Source organism: Gardnerella sp. DNF00747 (assembly GCF_049262675.1).
Lineage (GTDB): Bacteria > Actinomycetota > Actinomycetes > Actinomycetales > Bifidobacteriaceae > Bifidobacterium > Bifidobacterium swidsinskii.
Map to the genome: position 1 here is coordinate 792,495 of NZ_CP058394.1, position 22,675 is coordinate 815,169.

At 37.7% G+C, this 22,675-nt stretch carries 21 protein-coding genes; 7 read left to right on the forward strand and 14 right to left on the reverse strand.

The window, feature by feature from the left end:
* The 3 genes from HXT32_RS02960 to HXT32_RS02970 all read right to left on the reverse strand — a co-directional run bounded on the left by HXT32_RS02960 (position 1) and on the right by HXT32_RS02970 (position 3,814).
* On the reverse strand, positions 1-1,971 hold the full coding sequence (locus tag HXT32_RS02960; RefSeq protein WP_421792951.1) for an ATP-dependent nuclease: 1,971 nt from the start codon (positions 1,969-1,971) through the stop codon (positions 1-3).
* 223 nt (positions 1,972-2,194) lie between these two features.
* Positions 2,195-2,383, reverse strand: a complete 189-nt coding sequence (locus HXT32_RS02965) for an RNA methyltransferase (protein ID WP_422119046.1) — start codon at positions 2,381-2,383, stop codon at positions 2,195-2,197.
* Between the two features lie 87 nt (positions 2,384-2,470).
* Positions 2,471-3,814, reverse strand: coding sequence for a hypothetical protein (locus tag HXT32_RS02970; RefSeq protein WP_422119047.1), 1,344 nt, complete (start codon positions 3,812-3,814; stop codon positions 2,471-2,473).
* Positions 3,815-4,450: 636 nt separating this feature from the next.
* Between HXT32_RS02970 and HXT32_RS02975 the strand changes: the two genes are divergently transcribed.
* Genes HXT32_RS02975 through HXT32_RS03000 form a run of 6 tightly spaced genes read left to right on the forward strand, consistent with a single transcriptional unit; the run spans position 4,451 to position 10,325 of the window.
* Positions 4,451-5,395, forward strand: a complete 945-nt coding sequence (locus HXT32_RS02975) for a TOMM precursor leader peptide-binding protein (RefSeq protein ID WP_076002829.1) — start codon at positions 4,451-4,453, stop codon at positions 5,393-5,395.
* Positions 5,382-6,680: a YcaO-like family protein gene (locus HXT32_RS02980; protein WP_048730101.1), complete on the forward strand. Its 1,299-nt coding sequence runs from the start codon at positions 5,382-5,384 to the stop codon at positions 6,678-6,680. Before HXT32_RS02975 ends, HXT32_RS02980 begins: the two co-directional genes overlap by 14 nt.
* Positions 6,681-6,689: 9 nt before the next feature.
* Positions 6,690-7,478 carry a SagB/ThcOx family dehydrogenase gene (locus tag HXT32_RS02985; RefSeq protein WP_076002828.1) on the forward strand — a complete coding sequence of 263 codons (789 nt, stop codon included), beginning with the start codon at positions 6,690-6,692 and terminating at the stop codon, positions 7,476-7,478.
* Position 7,479: 1 nt separating this feature from the next.
* Entirely contained in the window at positions 7,480-8,691 is a 1,212-nt protein-coding gene (locus HXT32_RS02990; RefSeq protein WP_048730104.1) for a hypothetical protein, read from the forward strand.
* Position 8,692: 1 nt separating this feature from the next.
* Positions 8,693-9,583 carry an ATP-binding cassette domain-containing protein gene (locus HXT32_RS02995; RefSeq protein WP_076002827.1) on the forward strand — a complete coding sequence of 297 codons (891 nt, stop codon included), beginning with the start codon at positions 8,693-8,695 and terminating at the stop codon, positions 9,581-9,583.
* Entirely contained in the window at positions 9,576-10,325 is a 750-nt protein-coding gene (locus HXT32_RS03000) for an ABC transporter permease (RefSeq protein WP_048730107.1), read from the forward strand. Before HXT32_RS02995 ends, HXT32_RS03000 begins: the two co-directional genes overlap by 8 nt.
* A gap of 398 nt (positions 10,326-10,723) precedes the next feature.
* Here the strand turns inward: HXT32_RS03000 and HXT32_RS03005 are convergent, their stop codons facing one another.
* The 3 genes from HXT32_RS03005 to HXT32_RS03015 all read right to left on the reverse strand — a co-directional run bounded on the left by HXT32_RS03005 (position 10,724) and on the right by HXT32_RS03015 (position 14,449).
* On the reverse strand, positions 10,724-12,154 hold the full coding sequence (locus HXT32_RS03005; RefSeq protein ID WP_422119073.1) for an InlB B-repeat-containing protein: 1,431 nt from the start codon (positions 12,152-12,154) through the stop codon (positions 10,724-10,726).
* 224 nt (positions 12,155-12,378) lie between these two features.
* Positions 12,379-13,698: a SpaA isopeptide-forming pilin-related protein gene (locus tag HXT32_RS03010; protein WP_422119048.1), complete on the reverse strand. Its 1,320-nt coding sequence runs from the start codon at positions 13,696-13,698 to the stop codon at positions 12,379-12,381.
* 142 nt (positions 13,699-13,840) lie between these two features.
* A complete protein-coding gene (locus tag HXT32_RS03015; RefSeq protein ID WP_019261852.1) occupies positions 13,841-14,449 on the reverse strand; it encodes a recombinase family protein in 609 nt (202 codons plus the stop codon).
* Between the two features lie 61 nt (positions 14,450-14,510).
* Here HXT32_RS03015 and HXT32_RS03020 point away from each other — a divergent pair, with 61 nt between their 5' ends.
* A complete protein-coding gene (locus HXT32_RS03020; protein WP_422119049.1) occupies positions 14,511-14,645 on the forward strand; it encodes a hypothetical protein in 135 nt (44 codons plus the stop codon).
* Positions 14,646-14,792: 147 nt separating this feature from the next.
* On the opposite strand, the gene HXT32_RS03025 is transcribed toward HXT32_RS03020, so the two are convergent.
* From HXT32_RS03025 to HXT32_RS03060, 8 genes are all read right to left on the reverse strand, one after another.
* Positions 14,793-15,059 (reverse strand): LPXTG cell wall anchor domain-containing protein, encoded by a 267-nt coding sequence (locus HXT32_RS03025; protein ID WP_422119050.1) that lies wholly within the window; start codon positions 15,057-15,059, stop codon positions 14,793-14,795.
* Positions 15,031-17,250, reverse strand: coding sequence for a hypothetical protein (locus HXT32_RS03030; RefSeq protein WP_422119051.1), 2,220 nt, complete (start codon positions 17,248-17,250; stop codon positions 15,031-15,033). The genes HXT32_RS03025 and HXT32_RS03030 overlap by 29 nt, the downstream gene beginning before the upstream one ends.
* A gap of 311 nt (positions 17,251-17,561) precedes the next feature.
* Positions 17,562-17,825, reverse strand: coding sequence for a hypothetical protein (locus HXT32_RS03035; protein WP_422119052.1), 264 nt, complete (start codon positions 17,823-17,825; stop codon positions 17,562-17,564).
* 482 nt (positions 17,826-18,307) lie between these two features.
* Complete coding sequence (locus HXT32_RS03040; protein ID WP_422119053.1) at positions 18,308-19,885, reverse strand: recombinase family protein; 1,578 nt, start codon at positions 19,883-19,885, stop codon at positions 18,308-18,310.
* A gap of 1 nt (position 19,886) precedes the next feature.
* On the reverse strand, positions 19,887-20,297 hold the full coding sequence (locus HXT32_RS03045) for a hypothetical protein (RefSeq protein WP_004111243.1): 411 nt from the start codon (positions 20,295-20,297) through the stop codon (positions 19,887-19,889).
* The gene (locus HXT32_RS03050; RefSeq protein WP_422119054.1) at positions 20,267-21,862 is read right to left on the reverse strand and encodes a recombinase family protein; all 1,596 of its coding nucleotides are present in this window, start codon (positions 21,860-21,862) and stop codon (positions 20,267-20,269) included. The genes HXT32_RS03045 and HXT32_RS03050 overlap by 31 nt, the downstream gene beginning before the upstream one ends.
* 60 nt (positions 21,863-21,922) lie before the next feature.
* Complete coding sequence (locus HXT32_RS03055; RefSeq protein ID WP_422119055.1) at positions 21,923-22,135, reverse strand: SHOCT domain-containing protein; 213 nt, start codon at positions 22,133-22,135, stop codon at positions 21,923-21,925.
* On the reverse strand, positions 22,122-22,532 hold the full coding sequence (locus tag HXT32_RS03060) for an RNA polymerase subunit sigma-70 (RefSeq protein ID WP_422119056.1): 411 nt from the start codon (positions 22,530-22,532) through the stop codon (positions 22,122-22,124). Before HXT32_RS03060 ends, HXT32_RS03055 begins: the two co-directional genes overlap by 14 nt.
* Positions 22,533-22,675: the final 143 nt, after the last annotated feature.

The following is a 22,675-nucleotide window of genomic DNA, read 5'->3' on the forward strand; positions in this document are numbered from 1 at the left end:
TCATTCAAGAACTCGCTGCCGATTAAGCCATATTAAACCATTTTTAATATATTGAGGAATAGAATAATTAGGATTGTTGCAAATCAGATTGAGTGCAAAGTCCGTCTTTCTTTTCTCAGTAAACTCCAAATCTTCTTCGGCAACAGGTTCTGTGAACCCATAATGACTACGATTCACATTCATGATGGCTTCTTCCAAAGATCTGCCACATATCCCATTTTCCGAAGTTTGATATTCAATATGACATTTCCCCAAAGTCTTTTCTGCATCTGTTGCAGCGGTGATATCCGCAAGGTAAATCTTATCTTTACTATTCTGCGGAATACCCTTAATTTTGCGCATCCACCATTTTATTGTTGCATTGGAGGTAGTCTTACCTTTGCTGACAACAGCCTTTGTTCTGCCATCTATCATAGAATCTATATCCGTAAGGATTAAGCAAGGGAGTCCAAGGAAGTCTGCAAAAGGTATGAATTTGTATGCGTATGCTCCTCCAATTTCGATCAAAGCATAATACTGTGCGGGCAGTTTATATTTTTCTGAATCAAACAGTTTTTCTTTCTCGCATTTCTCTATCATGTCCGGTAGCAGCAACCGCTCCGAAGCACCCTCAACAAAAATGATCTTATCTGCAAAGAACAAATCGCATCTGCTAAGGGTAAGGTATTTCTTGATGAAATCCATGTTGTCAGCATTTTCTCTCGCAAAAATATCAAGGTTCTTATAAACAACTCCAGATTTAGACTTTTTCGCATACCGGATTTTAGAGAAATCCATAGTATTCGCTATATGTGCAGAGTGAGTAGTTAAAAACGTCTGAATATGAACAGTTGTAATTTTATCGAGGAATTTTTCTAAATGCTCCGCAAACGCATGCTGCATTTGAGGATGCATATGTGACTCAGGTTCTTCAATGAACAACAATGGAATGCAGGCGTCTCCCTTTTTCTCAACATCTTGTGCAAACGCAGCCAAGAGAAATTCCATTTTAATCAAATTCTTGTACCCCAATCCGTTATGGGAGCTGGGCAGGCTTTCGTCACCGGCGCCAGAGCTATATGAAAGCCGTGTCTGGTTTTTTATTTGATCGTCAATTTTTAACTCAGTAGTAACACCAAGCTGCAATTCTTCAACATTAGGATATCCAAAACCAACTGCCTTGCTGACCAAGTCACTGAGTATTCGATCGCTTTCTTTTTGCACATTTTTGTTTGCACCATCAACTACTGCACGGAGTTCCTTGACTTTCTCTGCTATATCAGGTGTCAAATCTTCCTCGTTCAAGCTGAAATAGTCCGCAATCAACGAACTAAGGGACTCGTTCTTTTGAGTACCATCTTCTCCAAGTATGCGTTCTGCAGGAATCGGATAATAAGGGAAAAGGTCTTTAAGTTCTCTATGACTTTTAACTTGCCAATCTTCTAAATTCTTTGGATTAACCGCATAGATAATTAAGCCAAACAACCTCGAAAAATTGGTTGCAAGCATAGCGTGCATTTCCTCTGCTTTGGGCGCAAATTTATCATTACTATAGCAACTATCCTTAAACAGTTCCCGCAGTTTGCTTTCGTCAGTTTTCAACTGATACTCCGCACGAATTAACGCTGTAGTGGTATCCACATCAACGTCAATAATGAAAGGTGATAATGCCCCCAATTTTGTATCTTGATCATCCAATGAATAATCAACTACAAACTCTATAGAAATAGGTTCTATTCCTCTGCAGAGATCTTCATAACTCAATTTTTTCTCCATGAACTGAAAAAACAGGTTGTAGAGGTTTTCTCGCTTTGATATAGGATAATCATTATATGAAAAATCGTTTCCTTGTAGCACGGTGTTGATACAGTTACTGCAGGAGGTCTTGGCCGTATTATTCCTGCCAACAATAAGGGTTGTTTTTGCATCGACATCCAATTCGGCATCAATAAGCAATCTGTAGTTTTTAATCTTTATCTTCGATAATCGCATTTTAGCCATCCTTTCACTATTTTTTTTAACTCTAACATTATTCCATAGGCTTAATCTTTTCTTCGAAAAATCAATTTCATATTCTGATAATTTATATTTATATAATAGTGCTCGCCTATTGCTAAAATAGACTTACTCTATTCAATATTTAATTATTAATAGGATACTAAACTTAAACATTTTCAAATACTAATTTTGAAATTTTAGCTTTAGCAAACATCTATTAGATCATCTGAAAATATCTAAACGCATCTTTTATTGCCTCTTCTTTTTCTATTGGACAAATTGGTTGTTTTAAGTCTTCTCTTTTAGGTTTATTATAATTTTCTCTTTCTTTAATTCCACATTTTTCTTTTACTTGTGCTATATATAAAACAGAATAAATCGGGCTTGACACTGCAAAATCATTCACAAGCATCAAGCCCAATACGTCAATTGCCGATCATTGCAACCATTTTGGATTCACAGCTGGAATTCCCGGATATAAATTCGTATTTTTCTAAGCTGTCAAATAGAGAAAATCTTTATTAACTTTTATTTTTTTCAATAATTTTCCAGTCTTCCTATCAAATCGTTCGATAACAAAATCCTTCAAATTAGAGGTATCGATAATCGATGGTATACGAACTATTTCATGGTTTCCTATCAGCAAACGATAGTTGACGCCCGCTGACGACTCTTGACGCGTAGCTTTATCTAACAATCGGCGAAGAACACCTGTTTGCGTATCAAGAGTAAACACTCGTCCATTCTCGGTATCAACAATATGAAGAAGCTTTTCATCGTATGCCTGTGCGTTTATGTAACCAGCAATCTCATAAGAGACCGTGGTCGGACCATACAACACTTGACCTTTGCTGTTCTTCAATGGAATTGTTGTTATTTTACCAGTTTTCACATCCCATCGCACAAGAAAATGTTCCTGAATAGTTTTAACATCATCAGCAGAATCGCTGTGTTCTACTGCCATATCCTTTGTGCGAGCAGACGATGGACCATACGAATATAAGAAAGTAATCACACCATTGTTGCATCGTGGGCTATAAGCAGCATCAATTACTCCTGTAGATTCATTTTCTCCTTGATATAATTGCTCACCCACCATGTCTTTTTCATGGTGCCGCGATACCTCATTTAGGCCAACATTTGCTTCATTGACCATGCGATACAATACAACTTCATGCTTGTCTGTTTGAGCAATTGCATACGCTTGATTGCCACAGGTAGAACAAGTTTTAATAAATAGGCTCTCTGAAAATTGTATTGTTTGCTGCTTACTCTCACCTTTAGAAGTCGTAGAAAGAATCTTATATGTTGTTTTACCTCTATGCTTCATCATGCTTTCGTCATACAGATCAACAAAACCGCCATTAGCAAGAGAAAATGCAAAATTCTGACGTTGCACCTTTTCTATAGAGTTTACCGTAGGTTTTCCAGCGTTCACTGGTATGAAATAACTATCACGGGAATCTGTATAGTGAAGCGCCTCAGTATTCCAAATTGGCGTTTGGCCTTCTATATTGCTCACCTTATGCAGCTTAAAACTGCCATCTTCATAAACAATTGACATAAATGCGTTGCCATTGGGAATAAGAGATGTCTGAGGGTTATGCAGCGGGATTGCAACAACCGCATGCTGCAACCGAAGATTTTCAAATTTCTCCGAATGAGCAGATACTGTATATTCTGTCGATAAAACCCAATGAAAGACACCTATAGTAACGGCTGCAATTACAGCAATTATACCTATAACCCCGAAAATCCAGACTACTACTCTATGAGTTTTATTCCCAGTTGTGCCTATTATATTTTTCAAAATATCTCTCTCTTTATAAGAAGGCATACTATGCATCTTTACAATAGTAAAACACCTTCCTCTTATGGTACGCTTCTATGAAAAAACATGCAATACTCTTTCCCTCATAAACGCAAAACATTCAATACAAATAGTAAATTATTCTAACATAAACGATAGGAAATCCGAAATGAAAGTTAATAACACTGACAAAATATTGCATACAGGAAATACAAAATAAATCGTTGATCACGACTTATTTATCAACAAACGAAACGCCAATAATTTACCTAAACACCGTTCTATCAGCAACGATATTTGCATAAAAACGACACACCAATTCTATGCACACTTTCTAGGAAATAACCACTTTAATTTGGAACGTTGAAAACATATATTAATTCTCCGAATATTATGGTGTTAATTCCTAAAAAAAAATAAAAATATAATTTGGACTTTCTTGAATAAGAGATTGACGCATTATATAATTATGCTGCATGTTGGATTCAGTATGACAAACATAAATACTCTAAGGAGGACATTGTGGAAATAACAATGTTGTACGAACCAGATGCAGTTATGTCACAACCAACAGAAATGAATAGCGTGTGGTGCTGTTGTTGTTACTTCTGCTGCTCGTGTGCATAAAGTGTGCATAAAGTTATTGAGTAGAAGGCGTTATATATGATTAAAATTTCTCACGGAGTTCAGTTTGTTCAAGATGGAGATTGCGTCTTGGTAAAGAGCAAAGGTGCATTGTGTAGATTATCTGGACCCGATGTGCAACAAATTCTAATACCCTTGCTACCAGAATTAGAATCAGGCTTTGATATAAAAGAATCCACGGTAGTTAATATCTTAGATTCTAGCAAAGTCCAAAAAGTTCTTGGGCAGCTGTTAGAGGCTAAATACCTTATGCTCTGTAATAAAGCTGAGCGCATTACATCTAACAATGAATCTCCTGAGAGCATCACTAGTACACCTTCTTTGGGAGTGATAGGTAGCGAGAGTCTTTATCACGAGTTGATCGATATCTTCACTCCCAACTTTCCTACTTGGACAGTAAGAAACCTTGATTTATCAAAGTTACAGCAAATAGCTGAATGTAATATTGCAATTTATGTTAACCATGGTATTGATAATGCTACAACACTCTCTTTTGCAGATCGCATGAATACCATGCATATTAATTATATAAACGTATCAATAGAAGAAGGCACGGTTAAAATAGGGCCTTATGTTACACAAGGTACAGGATGTCTACGTTGCTACAATTTGCGGCGTCTCTCTAACCTAACTTTCGCATATGAAGCTAGATTGTTTTCTAATGCAAGTAAAATTTATGCCAATCAAGAGGTACAGGAAATCTCACCACAAGAGGCTAAGTTTTTATCTGGAATACTTGCTAAACAGTGTCAACAAATTGTCAACGCTTCTTCTAGTATGTTTCAATCCCCTCTTCAAGAACGAGTTCTTGCCTTTAATTTATCTACTATGCAAATAACTGTAGAAGAGTTTTATAGGAATCCCCGGTGCTCTACATGCAGCTGTGATAATAATCACGTATCTGAAATTAAGCAATGGTCTGTCAATCCTTTTTTGAAAGAAAATAATGATGATATCGACTAATTTATTTTCTCCAAAACTTTTAAATTCTAAATTGGGTCTGATTAAAGAAGTTACTCAATGGTTGCCAGAATACGACGATCCAAGAATTTGTGTTGTTGCTGCTCTTGTATCAAATGTTGAACATTTAGGTCTTCCCAAGATAGGATCTACGCTCAATAGTGGGGCTGGCACTGATTTCAAAAGTGCTCTAGGAGCAGCAGTCGGAGAATCACTAGAACGTTATTGCGCTGCACTTATTCCTGATAATTTGACGTTATGCTCATTTAAAAACTTAAACAAGATAGCAGTACATCCTAGCAAATTCCAATTCTATTCTGATTCCCAATATGCTTCAGAGAATTTTCCTTTTAAAAAATTTCTTGAAACAAGTAACATCGCATGGACAGAGGCAGCTGAGATCGTCTCTGGAATAAAAACATATGTGCCTGCCGCTACGGTTTATCTCCCCTACTTTGTTAGACAAAAAAATGAATCAAACATTTGGGCACCTGTATCAAGCGGCTTATCTTGTGCGTCTTCTCCTGATACAGCCGTATTAAGTGGTCTTTTTGAAGTAATCGAGAGGGACGCATTCATGCTCTTTTGGCTACTTGGGCGCAAAACAAGAGTCTTAGATTGGCAAAGTAGTACCAGATTAAGCAATTTTATTTCCCGATATTTTAGGCATAGTATTCAATATATTCAATTACTTAACATTACTACTGATATTAATGTGCCGACTATTCTAGGTGTTTATAACAAACCAGGAGAAGGACTATTAGTAGCCGCAGCTAGCCGTGCAACATATGAGGATGCAGCAGAAAAAACTTTACTCGAACTAGCACAAGGTAGAATAACTTGGAGAAAAACATTTGAAAATGCTGCGAAACTAGATACGTCCATTCCTTCTTATGATAGCATTAGAACTTTTGAAGATCATGTTGGATTATTTACAAACCCTAAAATGATTAACAAAGTTCCTTATTTGTTCCCCAAACAATCTATTTCTATTGCTGAGCTTCAATCCTCAATTAATTCTCACTTGAATACAGCATTTGATCTTGCTAAGCATTTGAAAGATGCAGGATATGAGAGTTATTGCGTTAATTTAACTCAATATGAGGTAGCTGCAACTAATAACTGTGTTTATCGTTCTTTGATTCCTGGACTATTAGAAATTTCTAACGATCATGTTTGGCAGCGTTTGGGTAGCAATAGAATATCTCGCTTTTACAACACAAGATGTAGCGAAGAGTTTACATACACACCTGATTGTCTTAATCCAATTCCCCATCCATTCCCATAGGAGCAATATATGGCTAATGAATTTTCTTATACCGAAATAGCTTCCTCAACAGCGCAATTGAGAGGATTAGACGTTCCAACTGTTTACGAGCTTTATCATCTTCGTTCAAGCTTAGATGAGAAGCACTTAGTAGAACTCAGTTCAAGTATCCAACGAGCAGTCTCACAACCAGCTATCATAGACTCTTTTGGTAAGACTATAAACGCTGAAAACCTCTCGTCGGTGCCATTGTCTGACATATTAGATACTCACAGTCAACAGATTATGAATATATGGAGCAAGAGAATCTCAACGCGTACTTTTTCGTCAGAGGCTGTAGAATTGGAAGAGTTGTCTGTAATTCTTAAGGCATTATTAGGATCTTCACCAACGTTACAGCACCGAAGTTATGCATCAGCTGGTGCATGTTTCCCTAATGAGGTTTTCGTCAACGTAAGGAATGTCAAAGGAGTAATTTCTGGTTTCTATTATCTAGATTTGACTAGTTTGTCTTTGCGACTGGTAAAGCAAGGGAAGTTTAGACTAACACTAGAAGATCATGAGCAATATGCTTCTCTATCAATTGTCATAATTTCTTTGTTTAATAAAGTTACTTACAAATATGGCGAACGCGGTTATAGATTTTCACTACTTGAAGCTGGAGCCATGACACAGATTATCGAAACTACTACGAATCTAATAGGCTTAGGATCAGTTAGTTCTGGCGGCTTTAGAGATGACACTATCCTTAAGTTAGCTGAGCTATATCCACCACAAGCAGGAGTTATGGCTGTCGTACATATAGGAAAGAAGGCGTAGTATGAAAATTTGGTGCTCACAGAGAATTCTTGATGAAACACATATTAATGTCATGCTCGTTCTTCCAGTAGGGTCAAGAAATGATAGATTTCCACATGAACATCATTTACTAGAACACCTTATCCTTGAAATAGAAATGCCTAATGGAAATACATTACGAGAATATTTAGATAATAGAGGAATACAGTCTAAAGCAGCTACTTCTCGAGATTTAATAACATTAGCTTTCACCGCGCAAGCGACTAAAAAAGCAGCAAGTTTCATTAATGATGCTATATCCTCCATTATTTCTTCTCAATGGAATAAAAGCACTGAAAACAGCGTCGTATCTGTTTTAGAAAGTGAAATGTTCGCTATTCCTACAAACATGACAAAGGCAGCTCGCCTTAGTGCCGAATTTTCATATTGGAGAGAAGAGAATAATCTTGATCCACACTACGTTCACACTACAATGGATAATCTTTCACAACAGCTTCCAAGCTATTTGAAGAGTCTCATAAATGAGTCTCTTATCTTGATTGATGATCCAACTAATTTTCTTTATAAGGCTCTCAATGAGAGATTATCAATCAATAGAACTAACTCACCTTTACCAAAACTTCATACAGAGTATGCTTACGATAAAGATGAGAAATTCTCAGTTTTTGCACGCCCAACAAACCTCTCATCAATTATTATTGGAACAAATAGGAAATTACATATAGAAGAACAATTGTCTATGCTAGCTATTTCTTACTGCTTATCTAGAGGTATGCGAAGTGGTTTGCTTTGGAATATAAACCAAATGCGCCAATTTGCTTTGTATTATATGATAGCTTGGTTTAAAGCCAGTGCTAAGGATGCGATACTAGCTGTCGATTGGGTTTCAATTCCCGATAAAGAGCTATCTATTAAACACGAAGTACTTAATACTCTTACTTTAATTGCTAAAAATCATGATCTGTTAAAAAAGGAATTACCTTTTGCAATAAATGAAATTCATATACAAGCTCAAAGAATAAAAGAAATGCCTGTAATTGAACGCTTTAAAGCAATGGCGATAGAAATTTTAGATGGTAATGAAAATCCTAGCTATGATAGCATTTTTAGGAAAATAGACACTATTACTATAGAAAAATGCTCGCATTTATTGAATGAATTTATTCAATATCCTGTGCTATTTATTAATCAAAAAGGGCAGGCACAATTCCAAAAAATAACGGAAGAGGATTGATATGACTATTACAATTAATAACCTTATTGTTCAATATTCAAAGAAACAAAAACCTGCTTTAAATATTGAACATTTACAAATATCAGAAGGAGCCGTTGCAGTTATTGGCGAAAACGGCGCTGGAAAGAGTACACTATTCAAAGCTTTGCAAGGTTTCTTACCACTCAGCACTGGATCTATTTCCAAATCTAGTAGTTCTTGTGATACATTTTCGTCAGTTCAAGTTTTTCAATCAGAACAGTGCTTTGAAAATGCCACGGTGAAAGATTGGATTCAATTCCAAGGTCTTCTTCGAGGAGTGGAAATAACTCCATCTTATACCAACACTATCATTAATATGGCTAAGTTAAATGGTAAAGAAAAACAATTAGTAATTAATCTTTCAGGAGGTCAGCAGCGCAATCTTAATTTACTCTGCGCAACGTTTGGAGATCCTGATTTAATTATTCTTGATGAACCAACAACTGGTCTTGATCAGGAAGCGCGTAAAGAGTACTGGAAGATTATAAATAAATACCGTCATACACATCCTACTATCTTACTTTTTAGTAGTCATTATATGGATGAAGTTCAAGAAAATGCTGATCAAGTAATTATGTTAAGTCATGGGAAAGTAATTGCAACAGGTTCTCCAAAAGAGCTAATTGATGCGCTTGAAATTGAATATGTTGTAATTGTTTCTAAAAATAATACTTCTTTATTTAACCTTGAAGAAATTGAGAATACATACGACGGCGATAATTTAGTTCTTTATGTAAAAGATGCTAACCGCTTCTTCCGCCACTATGGGACTATGGATAATCTCATACAAATGGGAAATCAATTTCGCATTCCCAATATGACCGACGTTTATACTCTTCATTACTATAAGGAGAAAAACTACCATGCATAAACTAATTAGATTAAGCTACATCTTTTTCAAAATGGAATTGCGAAATAAAGCTTTTCTAGTGCCTTCCTTTATTTTTCCACTAGTCATGCTTACACTTATGTCTGTTGCAGGCGAAAAAGATGGTACACACTATGGCATAACATATTCAAGCTTTTTAACACCTGGAATTTTATGCATGGCTTATGCAGCTGTTGCTCTAGTAGCCATTCCAGTTATGATTTCTTCATACAGAGAAAAAGGTTTACTAAGGATTTTCAAAACCTCTAAGTTGCCAATTAGCATTATAATATTCGCAATTATCATATCCCAGATTATATTTATGCTATTGCAAACAATACTATTGCTTGCATTTGCTCATTTTGCATTACAAGCCCAATTTCATTTTAATTATAATAGTTGGATGGCAATACCCATTATTTTAGTTGGAATCTTCGCTATTCTATCACTGGGATTTTTCATTAGTTCTTTTCTGCCTACATCAAGATCTGCCACAATGGTTGGCAATCTGAGTAATTTGATCGCTATTTTTCTTGGGGGTGTTTTCTTCCCCATCTCTGTGTGGCCATCATTCCTACAGCCAATTATTTGGTGTAATCCGCTTACTTGGATTATTAAAGCCTTGAGACAATCTTTGTTGTACGGCACTATGAACCTTTATAACTTATATACCACGGTGGGAATTCTTTTCATAATTGGTGCAATCAGTTTCTTTTTATCTCGCAAACTATTTAAATACGAATAAAACTATAGATAACATATGAGTATGTGATTACTTATGAAATATAGTTTTCACATACTCAGTGTTTTATTTTCTCCTAGTATATAGAATTAATTAGTAACATCCATATGCTGTCCCTTTTACGGGAATTCTTACAGCAAAAACTAGGACTTTTTTGGACTTCTATTGTAATTACTTTTATGGTTACTTTTGCATAAACCACCCTGGGTGCAAAGTGGGTGCACTTTTTAACGTTAACATCCTGTGCACTCAACCCTAGAGCGTAGACATGTTCCCTCAAACAGCCAAACTGGGCTCTCAAATAACACTAAAAAGATAACATACAAAAAGATGGCTCTAACATATCGCTAGAGCCATCTTCTAATAACCAATACTCGTTACTTAAAACAAGCAGCGCCTACTTACTTGTTTTCTTCCATCATTTTCTTCTTACGAAGAATTGCAAGTCCGGCAATCGAGAAACCAAGTGCTGCAAGCAAGCCTTCAAACGATGCCGATTCGCCTGTCTTAGGAATCATGCCAATACGCTTTTCAGGCTGCGGCTTAGGAGCCGGTGTCGGTGTCGGAGCCGGTGTCGGCGTCGGAGTTGGTGTTGGAGCCGGCGTCGGCGTTGGAGCCGGCTTAGGAGCTGGCGTCGGTGTTGGAGTTGGAGCAGAATCTTTCGTGTAAATGGCATACACAGTCATATCACCATTAACTACGCTTTCTCCCGTAAACGTCTCACCCTTACCATTTTCCTTCGTATTCCACTCCTTGAAGGTATAACCGTCCTTCGTTGTATCCTTCGGCATGGACTCATTAGTCAACGCATCAGTATTAATAGCCTTACCAGTTTCCACTTTCACTTTTGCATGAGTCTTATCGCCATCCTTGAAAGTAACTGTTCTTTGAATCCGCTTCCACTGAGCGACGTATGTTACGTTAGCAGTCACCTTATCTGCAACGGTAGGAGTCCAGCCTGTAAAAACATAATCTTTTCTGCTTGGAGCGGTTCCCTCAAAAGCAGGAGTATCGGAACCCGAAGCAGCTTTGTAAACCTGATCGGTAAAAATTGCTTCGTTGTCAACGCCATCAGTATAAGTTATCGTGTATTCTCTTACAAAGCTTACTTCTATAGTGTGAGGCGATTTTACAGCCTTGAATTCATATGAACCCGAAGCTGTATGTTCGACGGTCTGTTCTACTCCGTCTATCTTCAGCGAAGCTATTCTGTATCCTTCGTTGGCTGTAAAATTGTATTTCTGATTTTCTCCGTATGTGACTTCTGTCTTTCCGGCAGGAGTTATCGATCCGCCTTCACCGGCAGTTGCCGTGATAGTAGGATTAAGGTTTGCATAGACCTTATAAATTCGCTTAATTAATGTTGATTCTCCTATAGTTCCCGTTCTGTTTACGGAAATCACATTTCCCGATGTATAAGGAATGCTCTTGTTGTTGTGATCTTTCGAAAATGAATAGAAAATACCTTTTTGGTTTCCGTAGTCCTTGCCTTTTAAAAACTGCTTGTACGTCCAATTCTTAAAAACCCAACCTTCTTTTGCAGCGGCAGTGTACTCCCTTACGCCTGTAAGCTGAGGGTCAACTCCACCCGAATTTTTGTGAGTGATAGTTATCGCGGCTGCAGGCGAGCCATTATCGTCTTTTACAGAATAAACATGCAGCTCTGCGTCTTTTATATACGGTTCCTGCATGTCTATTTCCGTATATTTGTCGGCTTGCTTAGATGCTACCGCATCGCCACCAGCAAATGCCTGCGTAGTTCCAGCTACTACGCCAAATGCTACTAATGTTGCCAGCAGTAGCCCCATTGTCTTTTTTGCTAATAATTTCATCTTATTCATATCTCCTTATAAATCTAATAATGTTCTTTTTATTGTTTTGAAAAATTGCATAAAAATAGGCAGAAACACATACCTATCCATCAGGTATATATTTCTGCCAATTAAAAAATTCTACGTGAAAATAGACAGAGTTATGCTGTCTGTCTGTTTATCTGTCAAGGATTTTGTCAGTCTTTTCATGGCTTGCCAACCTTTTATGCTAAATTTATTTGACGTTATTCACAAGCCTTCATTTTTTTGTAAAGTACTACAAGACCAGCTAAAGATAGCCCCAACGCAGAAAGAAATGCGCCAAGAGAGCTGGATTCACCAGTCTTAGGTAATGTTGATGGTGGTGTTGGAACTTCTTTCAGTTTGTCTACCATCACTATCGTGTTTCCTGTTACAGCTATACCTTTCACTATTGCTTTTCCATTTTTTACTTCAAATGTTATTGCTGTCGCTACTTGATATTTAGCTGGTGCAGATGTTTCTGTGAATGTGTACTTTCCGTCTTTTAATTCAAACTCTGTTACCGTTCCATCTGTTACCCATTTTTTGACTAAGCTTCCATCTTCTTTTGTCAATTGGATAGTTGCTCCCTTAAGATCTTCTCCATTCTCTGTTAATGCTTTCTTAGAAAACTTAACTTTTGTTGATGTTGGAACTTCTTTCAGTTTGTCTACCATCACTATCGTGTTTCCTGTTACAGCTATACCTTTCACTATTGCTTTTCCATTTTTTACTTCAAATGTTATTGCTGTCGCTACTTGATATTTAGCTGGTGCAGATGTTTCTGTGAATGTGTACTTTCCGTCTTTTAATTCAAACTCTGTTACCGTTCCATCTGTTACCCATTTTTTGACTAAGCTTCCATCTTCTTTTGTCAATTGGATAGTTGCTCCCTTAAGATCTTCTCCATTCTCTGTTAATGCTTTCTTAGAAAACTTAACTTTTGTTGATGTTGGAACTTCTTTCAGCTTCGCGCTAATTAAATTTTGCATCTTTGGGTTTTTTGATTTATAAATAAAAACTTCCATTATGCTATTAATCTCATCATCATGAGAAGAATCCTCAGCAAAAGTTCTTAAGTCTTGTTTTTGCTTGTTCAATTCTGGGTTTTGACTATAATGTGTATCATAAATTTTAGTTTTATTGTCTTGCTGATAGTAATATTCATTTTGTAAGACTGTATAATTAAGTTCCGGATGTTTTAATTTATAAAATAGCATCCTTTTGATTTTCTGAAAATCTCCTTTTCCACCGTTACTAGCATACGTATCTTTCGTAGCATTTTCGTTTTTTGAATATTTCCCTGTGGCTTCACCGGGTTTTCCTGGAGATTGTTTATGATGATCCATACATAAGGACCATTCTGAATCTGTTGTTCCATTTTCACTTATAACTTTTCTATGCTGACTAGCATCATACGCCTGATAAGTCTTATCAGTTTCACTTGCACTTGCACTTGCACTCACATTTAATGGAGCCATGCTTATAAGCATGACCACCGCCAGTAATAGGATCATCCATTTTTTTATTATTCTTGCTGTCATATTTATTCACCCCGCATTTTCATGTTGATGGCAACTAAAGTAGGGTTTAATTTACACAGTGGCTTTTTGTCAGCAAGCGTAGTAAAATCAAGGAAAAGGCAGGGTTGATTTGCAATATTTATTTGTAAATTAATTCCTAGATTTATTTACAAATTTTTTCAATTTTTCTTGCATGTAGCCACTTAGAAAAGGTAGTATGCGAAACAGAAAGCATTTCTGCACCCTCACGCAAATTTACCTGTCCACGCTGCCACCTAGTCGCCACAGCATAAAAATCATCAGGGATCTCAATCTTTGACCTACCAAACACCACACCTCTTTGTCTGGCAACACGAATCCCTTCCATCTGTCTTTGATGAATATTTTCTCGCTCAACTTGAGCAACATACGATAAAATCTGCAATACAAGATCGGCAATAAACTTACCTGTTACACCATTTACATGTTTTCTCGTATCCAGCAAAGGACAATCCAACACTACAATATTTGCTTCTTTTTCTTTCGTGATTTTGTTCCACTGCTCAATAATCTCATCATAGTTTCTACCTAAACGGTCAATCGACTTCACAAACAACTCATCACCAGATCTCAAACGTCTAAACAATCTCAAATAATTTCTACGGTTGAAATCCTTCCCTGATGCCTTGTCAACATAAATACAGCCTTTTCTAATGCCACTGTCTTCCAAAGCCTTAAACTGTCTGTCTACACACTGATCCTTTGTAGACACCCTTGCATACCCATAGCGCATACTTTTTATCTACTCCTTTTTTGAACACCATTATTTCCAAAAAAGAAAAGAATAATTCAGCATGAAGAATCTAGTTTCATTACGTGTTGGATACAATGAAACCTTGCCCTTGAACTCTGAAACTTTGACTTTGAACTCTGAAACTTTGACTTTGAACTCTGAAACTATTTATAGGAATCCTGAAACTTTGACTTAAAGCATCATACTTTTTTTTATTGAGAATAAGAAAGCTTACATCTCAAATAACACTTAAAAAATAGCATACAAAAAAGATGGCTCTAACATATCGCTAGAGCCATCTTCTAATAAACAATGCTCGTTACTTAAAACAAGCAGTGCCTACTTACTTGTTTTCTTCCATCATTTTCTTCTTACGAAGAATTGCAAGTCCGGCAATCGAGAAACCAAGTGCTGCAAGCAAGCCTTCAAACGATGCCGATTCGCCTGTCTTAGGAATCACACAAATATGCTTTTTAGGCTGAGCCTTACGAGCATCTGTAAGCGCCTTACGAGCATCTGCAAGTCTGCGTGTAGCAGAATCCACCTGAGCCTGCGTTGCGTTTGGATTAGCCGCAACACGCTTAGCCTGCGCCAAAGCCTCGTCTAACAATATCCGCCGCCTGCTTAACGGCCGCACCAGATCCATTTCCAGCATAGCCAGACTTATAATCACTTTCAGCACTATCAATCTGAATATTCAACTCGCCCTTATCCACAGTAGTAGGCGCATCATCGTTCATACCAGAACCAGAGCCAGAACTTGGGTCAAACACTCTCGCCTTCACCTTCAAAGCACTTGTTTCTGCAGTCAATCTTCCTCTTGTTAAGGTTACAGGCTTTCCATCAGTTAACTCTAGTTTCTTACCATTCTCAGGAGTTGCCGTGATGCCATTCGCTTCAAATTCTGCAGGAGTCACGTCTTTCGTCACACCCTTAGCATCGTCCTTTAACGTTACAACAAGACCAGTTAAATCTAGGGTCTCTCCCTCAGTGTACTTCAACTTAGTAGGCTGGCTCGTCACACTCATAGACGTTGGCTTAAACTTCTCTACCGTCAGATTTAAAGTCACAGCATCAGCCAAATCTTTTTTAGTTAAAGTAACAGGATTTCCACCATCAGTTAGTGCTAGTTTTGTACCATTCTCAGGAGTTGCCTTAATCCCATTTGCCTCAAAGTCTTTAGGCTCTACGACTCTTGTCACATGACCATCTGACAACTTTACAGTAAGACCATCTAAGTTCAGATTCTCACCCTCAGTGTAACTCAACTTATTAGGCTGATGCTCAACACTCATAGAAGTTGGATTAAACTTCGCTACCTTCAAATCATTTGTTGTTGCAGTCAAGTTTCCTCTCGTTAACTTAACAGGATTTCCGCCATCAGTTAGCTTCAGTTCTGCACCATTCTCAGGAGTTGCCGTAATGCTATATTGACCAAAATCTTTAAATTCTACTTCTTGTGTCAAGGTTTGATTGTCTGTTAACTTTACTTTTAGTCCTGTTAGGTCTAGTGGTTCTCCGTCCTTGTAGATGAGTTTTGTAGGCTGCTGTATTACTGCCATAGCCGTTACATGATCTTTATCAAATACTTTTGGATTTACTGTAAATGCATTCGTAGTACTATTCCATTTTGCCTTATATTTCCCTTTAGAAGTAACAAGGTCATGGTCTTGTCCTGTCAGATACAGATAAAATGCGGTATCTCCGCCAGGATGGTTGCCTGCTCTTGTGAATGTTTTTGCATTTCCTGTGCCACTGTCTACAGTATTCACACCGTCCTGATTTTCCAGTTTAGCAAGGTAGACGTTATTGCCCTTGCCATCGGTTGGTATTGCACCGAATCCACTCACTTTGACGCTTCCGCCAGTGATTTTGATGTCTGCTGAACCACCACCAATGCCAGCAGCAGCATATCCGCCTGTTGCGGTTACGGTTCCACCAGTGATTGTAAGGCCTTTTCCTGAACCCCAAGCACCACCACCAATGCCAGCTCCATACCGCATGCCTGTTGCGATCACGGTTCCACCAGTGATTGTAATGTTTTCTCCTGAACCACCCTGACGACCACCACCAATGCCAGCAGCATCCCACCCGCCTATTGCGGTTACGGTTCCACCAGCGATTGTAATGTTTTTTCCTGAATAACTACCACCACCACCAATGCCAGCAGCATCCCACCCGCCTATTGCGGTTACGGTTCCGCCAGTGATTTTGATGTTTTCTGCTGAGTTACCGCGATCACCACCAATGCCAGCAGCACCATCTCCGCCTGTTGCGATCACGGTTCCACCAGTGATTTTAATGTTCCTTGTACCACCGTTATGACTCCAATTCGATCCAATCCCTGCTGCATTTTTTCCGCCTGTTGCGGTTAGAGAACCATCACCCTCGATTTCTAACATTGAACTATTATCGGAATTGTTCCATGTTAACCCAGCCCGCTCTCCACCTGACTTCAACAAATTTGTTCCTTGTAGTATTATCGTTAAATGAACATTAGATTGACCATAACTTTTTGCACGAAAAGCCGCGTTGTAAGATTGATTAGAAACATCAATGTTTACATTGTTTAGGGTAATCTTAGCGGTGATATTACTTCCTGTCACACTAATCGTATTTGGCGTTGCTCGACCTGTTCCGTTAATCGTATAATTACCGCTTTTTGTTATATTTACACTACCAGCATTGATATTAAAAGTATTCTCCTCTGCATAGCTAGCTATTGGATTTAAAGACAGGCAACCCATAAACACTGCTAGAGCAAGGAATAATCCCATTATCCTTTTCATTTTCACTTTCATCTCACAACTCCATTTATTATTTCTATATTTCTTTCATATGTTCAAATGATTTACATTACTGTTTTGAAAAATCGCACAAAAATAGGCAGAAACACATACCTACCCATCAGGTACATGCTCCTGCCTATTAAAAAATTCTATGTAAAAAGAGACAGAGTTATGCTGTCTGTCTGTCTGTCTGTCTGTCTGTCTGTCAAGGATTTTGTCAGATTTCCCATAGCATTGTCAACCTTTTATACTAATTTTTCTTGTGCTAATTATACGAGAAAAAATCTATATTGACTAGCCTTTATATATTGTATATCTGTTATTTACTCGTCTATTTTCATTACGCTCCCATCAAGGAAGGTAAACTCAACCTTTCCATCTTTATGTACGGTTAGATAGTCGACCATGCTGAGCCAGACGTTTTCATCGAAAACTGTTAACAAGTCCTGCTTTTTCAAGCCATCAATAAAATATTCAACCTCATCACGTCTTGCTTGCTTTTCAACAATGCCGGCTTTTACTTCCTTAAGCCTTGATTCTACAGTATTAAACCTGTTCACTAGACTCGTATATTTTTTCTCCCACATATGATACAGTACATTTCCTTCTGCATAAATTTTTCCCACTTCACAGGGTGGGTGCAAAGTGGGTGCACCTTTTAACGTTAACATCCTGTGCACTCGACCCTAAAGCGTTGATATCTTCCCTCATACAGAAAAATCGCACTCAAAAACCGCAAGAACCCAGCTTAAAGCTGCTTCGCATTAAACCTTTTAACGATAGCCCTTGCAAACCCCTGCTACACAAAGCCTTCAATGCACCCACCTAATCAGCCTTTGACATCAATACGACAGTCTCGACATGGATTGAGTGAACGGGTAGTATATCTACACTTTTTTGAGTGCACACTATGGATATTGGGTGCACTTTTTAACGATAGGAAAAGCTATCGTTAAAATGTTTAAGATTGGTTTAATAGCTTGATTCTTGAGCATAAAAAACAGCCTAGAGAGGATTTCCCCCTAGGCTGACTTTTGTAACATTTCAAACGCTCACATTCTTTTGGCTTTTACGATGCCCTTTCAATATTCACACTAATCTCTGATTTAAAAGTTACGCTGAACTTGTCCTCGTAAACTTTTATTTTCTTGATGTACTTTCTTACTAGCTTCTCATCATACTCACCAATATCATGACGCTCATTTTTCAGAAAATCTTCCATTTCTCTGATTCGTCTTTTAGCATCTTCTTGACCTGCTTTTTCTATAAGAAGCTGCTGTTTCTTAGCCTTCAGTTCATCAATCTCATCAGCTATTTTCGTGTAGTCTTTTTTAGCTTTTAGCAAGGTTAGTAGTGTCGCTTGTTTGTCTGCGATTTTTTTATCAACCGTTTCAAGCTCGCTTAAGTTGTTGCCCGCGATAATTTCTCTAATATTGTTATTCAACGTATCCAATACTTCATCCGGTATACTAAACACCTTGTTTATGGCTTTCACTATGGCAGATTGCAGTTCGTTCTCTTGTACTGTCGGAGCATCGCAAGCACTAGGACCGTTTTTCACTCTGGTGCAACAACGCCAGACAACAGAATGCACTCCTCGGTTGTTCCAAGCAATTCTTCTGTAAACATCCCCGCATTTAGAACAAACACACAGGCTGGATAGAGCGTACTTACTGGAATAAACTCTCCTTTTTTTGTTCTCCTCACCGCTAAACATGTTGGCTCGTCTTAACATTTCTTCTTGAACTTTAAAGAAAATATCTCTTGGAATAATAGGCGTGTGGCTATCTTTTACATAATACTGTGGTTCTGTTCCATCATTTTTTATACGAACATGGTTGATAAAATCTGTCGTGATGGTTTTTTGTAAAAGAGCATCACCAATATATTTTTCGTTTTGCAAGATGCCTTTAATATTAGATAAATTCCATTTTAAATGCCCGGCACCGTTTTTAATGCCGTCTTTTTCAAGGCCCTCCGCTATGTCTCTAAGGCTTGCTCCTTCTAAATATTCTCTATAGATTCTTCTTACGACTTTTGCTTCCTGTTCAAGAATTACAAGATTCCCTTCATCGTCTTTTGTGTATCCTAAAAACCAGTTATGGTTGATTTGCACTTTGCCTTCCTGGTAGCGAAACTTAAGTCCAAGCTTCACATTCTGAGAAAGCGACGCTGATTCCTGTTGAGCTAAAGAAGCCATGATAGTAAGCAATAGTTCTCCGCTTGCTTCCATGGTGTTGATGTTTTCTTTTTCAAAAATGATCGGGATGTTTTTGTCTTTTAACTGTCTAACAAACTTTAAACAGTCTATAGTGTTTCTCGCAAAACGGCTAATCGACTTAGTGATAACCATGTCTACTTTGCCACTCATGCAATCGTGGATCATGTCGTTGAAACCGACACGTTTTTTCGTGCTGGTTCCTGAAATACCGTCATCAGCGTAAATGCCAGCAAACTCCCAGAGAGGATTTCTCGAAATATAATCCGTATAATGCTGAACTTGCGTGTCATAACTTGTTGCCTGTTCTTCACTGTCAGTACTGACACGACAATACGCTACTACTCTTAACTTCGGCTTATCTTCATGCTTATCTACCGTATTCCCCGCTATTTTTCTTGGTGGAATAATTGTAACGTTGGCACTCATTTTACACCTCCTTGATTTGACTGTAAGCGTATGCTGCTTGCCGATAAGGATCATCGTATTTCTTTTCTACCTTTTCTAACTGGTAGCTTGTAATAAGCCGAATTTCCTTTATTGGCTTAGGCTCTTTATAACGATGATTCCTGATAGCATTCTCATGCCTTATTTGTTGTACTTGTCTAAACATATCCTCATCGATAATCTGAGGATAAAACTCTGTTCCTAAATACAATTTCTTGCTAAGAATTTTGCCCGTGACTGGCCAATCCCTTTTTATACCTGATTTTTTAGCAGCTTGAGAAATATTTTTAAATTCAAGATAGAAACGAAAAAACTCTCTTACTTCTTGAGCTTTTACTTCATCTATAACCGCTTTACCGTCTACTATTCTGTAACCATATGGGATGCGTGCCATGTTTCTTTCACCTCTTCTTCTAATTCCAATCCGCATTTCAAATGAAAAATAAATTCTGTTCTGCTTTTAACTACGACATCGTCTACAAAATCTAGAAAATCCTCGTCCTTAAACTCGCTAAATACTTCTGTGACGCTTACGAACCGTTGAAGTTTTTGTGCCTCGTTTAAGTGCGTTAAGTTACCGTTTAAACTGTTGGAAAGCTTAAGTTTTTCCTTAAGACAAGTATCTATTTCCGTTTTAAGCTGATTGCTTTCTAGATAGTAGGAATCCATCTCAATGTATCCACCGGCGAAAAGCTTACTGAGTACTTGCTCTTGTTCTTGCAATTTAGCTATTTTTTCTTCGAGTTCGATAACTTTGTTCAAACCGTCTTTACTATTCACGTTTCTTAAGCTTTTTATGAAAGGCGTTAATATTTGAACGTATCCTGCTTTTAACTTGTTTAACATTTGCAGGAAGGAAATTTTAAGATAACTTTCCATAACAGACTTTTGTGAACAAGCATGAATATCTTCAAGATGCGTTATACAAACCCATATGCCATACGCCTTATTATGTTGATAAATTATTCGTCTTTTACACTTGCTTCCACACACACCACAACGAATTTTAGCTGAAAACGCATAAAGCTTATTGTACTTACCACTACCACATACTATGTTATTTTCACTTCTTCTCCACGCGATAATCTCTTTTACAAGATTAAAAGTTTCATGACTGATGATAGCCTCGTGATGGTTTTCAATAACATACTGTTGTTTCTCGCCACAGTTTTTATGACGGTTAAAACTATCATCCGTGTATGTTTTCTGAAAAATCACATCCCCTGTGTATGTTTTATTAGTCAAAACAGCGTTCACGGTACTTGAAGTCCAACTTCCGCCCTTTTTAGTTGGAATCTTTTTATCGGTCAATACTCGTGCTATTGCTTCTCCACCCATGCCGGAAAGAGCCATGTTGAAAATTTCTTTTACTACCCTGGCTTGCTCGGGAACTATAATCATTTTCTTATTCTCGTTTTTATACCCATACGCAGGGCAGGAAATGACGAAGCTTCCGTTTTCGAACCGTTTTTGAATTGCCCACGTGTTGTTTTCCGAGATGGATTTTGACTCGCTTTGTGCAATGGAACTCAGGATGGAAAGCATAAGCTCTGAACTCATATGCTCGGTATCAATGTTTTCTTTCTCAAAATACAAATAAATACCAAGACCGGTAAGTTTTCTAACTATTTCAAGACAGTCAACCGTGTTTCTTGCAAGCCTACTAATAGACTTTGTAACAATCCTGTCTATCTGACCGCTCTGACAGTCTTTAAGCAGTTGTTTAAGACTTTCACGCTTACCGATTTTCGTGCCGCTAATACCCTCGTCAAAGTAAAGCCCCGCATACTCCCAGCATGGATTAGACTTAATATAGTTTTCGTAATGCTCCTTCTGCACTTCTAGACTGAGAAGCTGCTCATCACTATCACTAGAAACTCTCGCATACGCTGCAACCCGCGTCTTTTTCTCAAAACCAGTTTTTCGTATTGTAGAGTCTATTTTTATTATTTCTTTCACTATTTCCCTCACTTTCAGCTAATACTATTCATCACTCTAAAAGCAGTGTTTATCAAGCTTTTAACCCAATAATTCCTTGTAAAACGGGTGAAATTTTTCCCTGTTAAGACGGCTTATTTTTTCTTTTTCTTGCTCGCTGATAAGCCCTTTTTTAAAGAGTGAAACGGTAAGTTTTTCGGCTATTTCAAAACAAAAATCCGCCTGCATACTCTCTTTTGTCCAAGCCCTCGCTTTAACATCCTTTAGCCCGTGAGCATCATTACTTATTTGCATGATGCTCACCTTCAAAACGATGTTCTATATAGCAGGCGTGGCAGCAGTATTTTCTGGTTTTATTACCGTAAGAGATAAAAGAATTTTTGCAGTTAAGACAAGCACACTCATAGTTTGCCTGTCTTTTTACCAACTGTGTATGCTTGTTCCACCACGTGTTTCTACACGCGTCAGAGCAGAAACGTTTAACTTTTCTTCCTTTGTTTTGCTTAATTGGTTTTGAACAAGATTCACATAATTCCGTCTGTGTTTTCATAGACTGGATTACGCCTAGACTGTTACGTTTGCAGTAGCTTTTAATCGTATTAACGGAAACATCCATACGGTTTGCAATCTGCGTATAGCTAAGGCCTTCATCTCTTAGTAATTTGACTTGCTGTTTTTCTTCCATATTCATTTGCCTGTGCCTCCTTACATCACAGGCAAAGAAAAAACAGTGTTTTTTAACCTCTTGACTTGACAATTTAACCTTAAAAAAAAAATAAAAAAAGCCCGAGGATTGCTCCAGTGTAGGAACAAGCCTCGGGCTTTACATGTTTC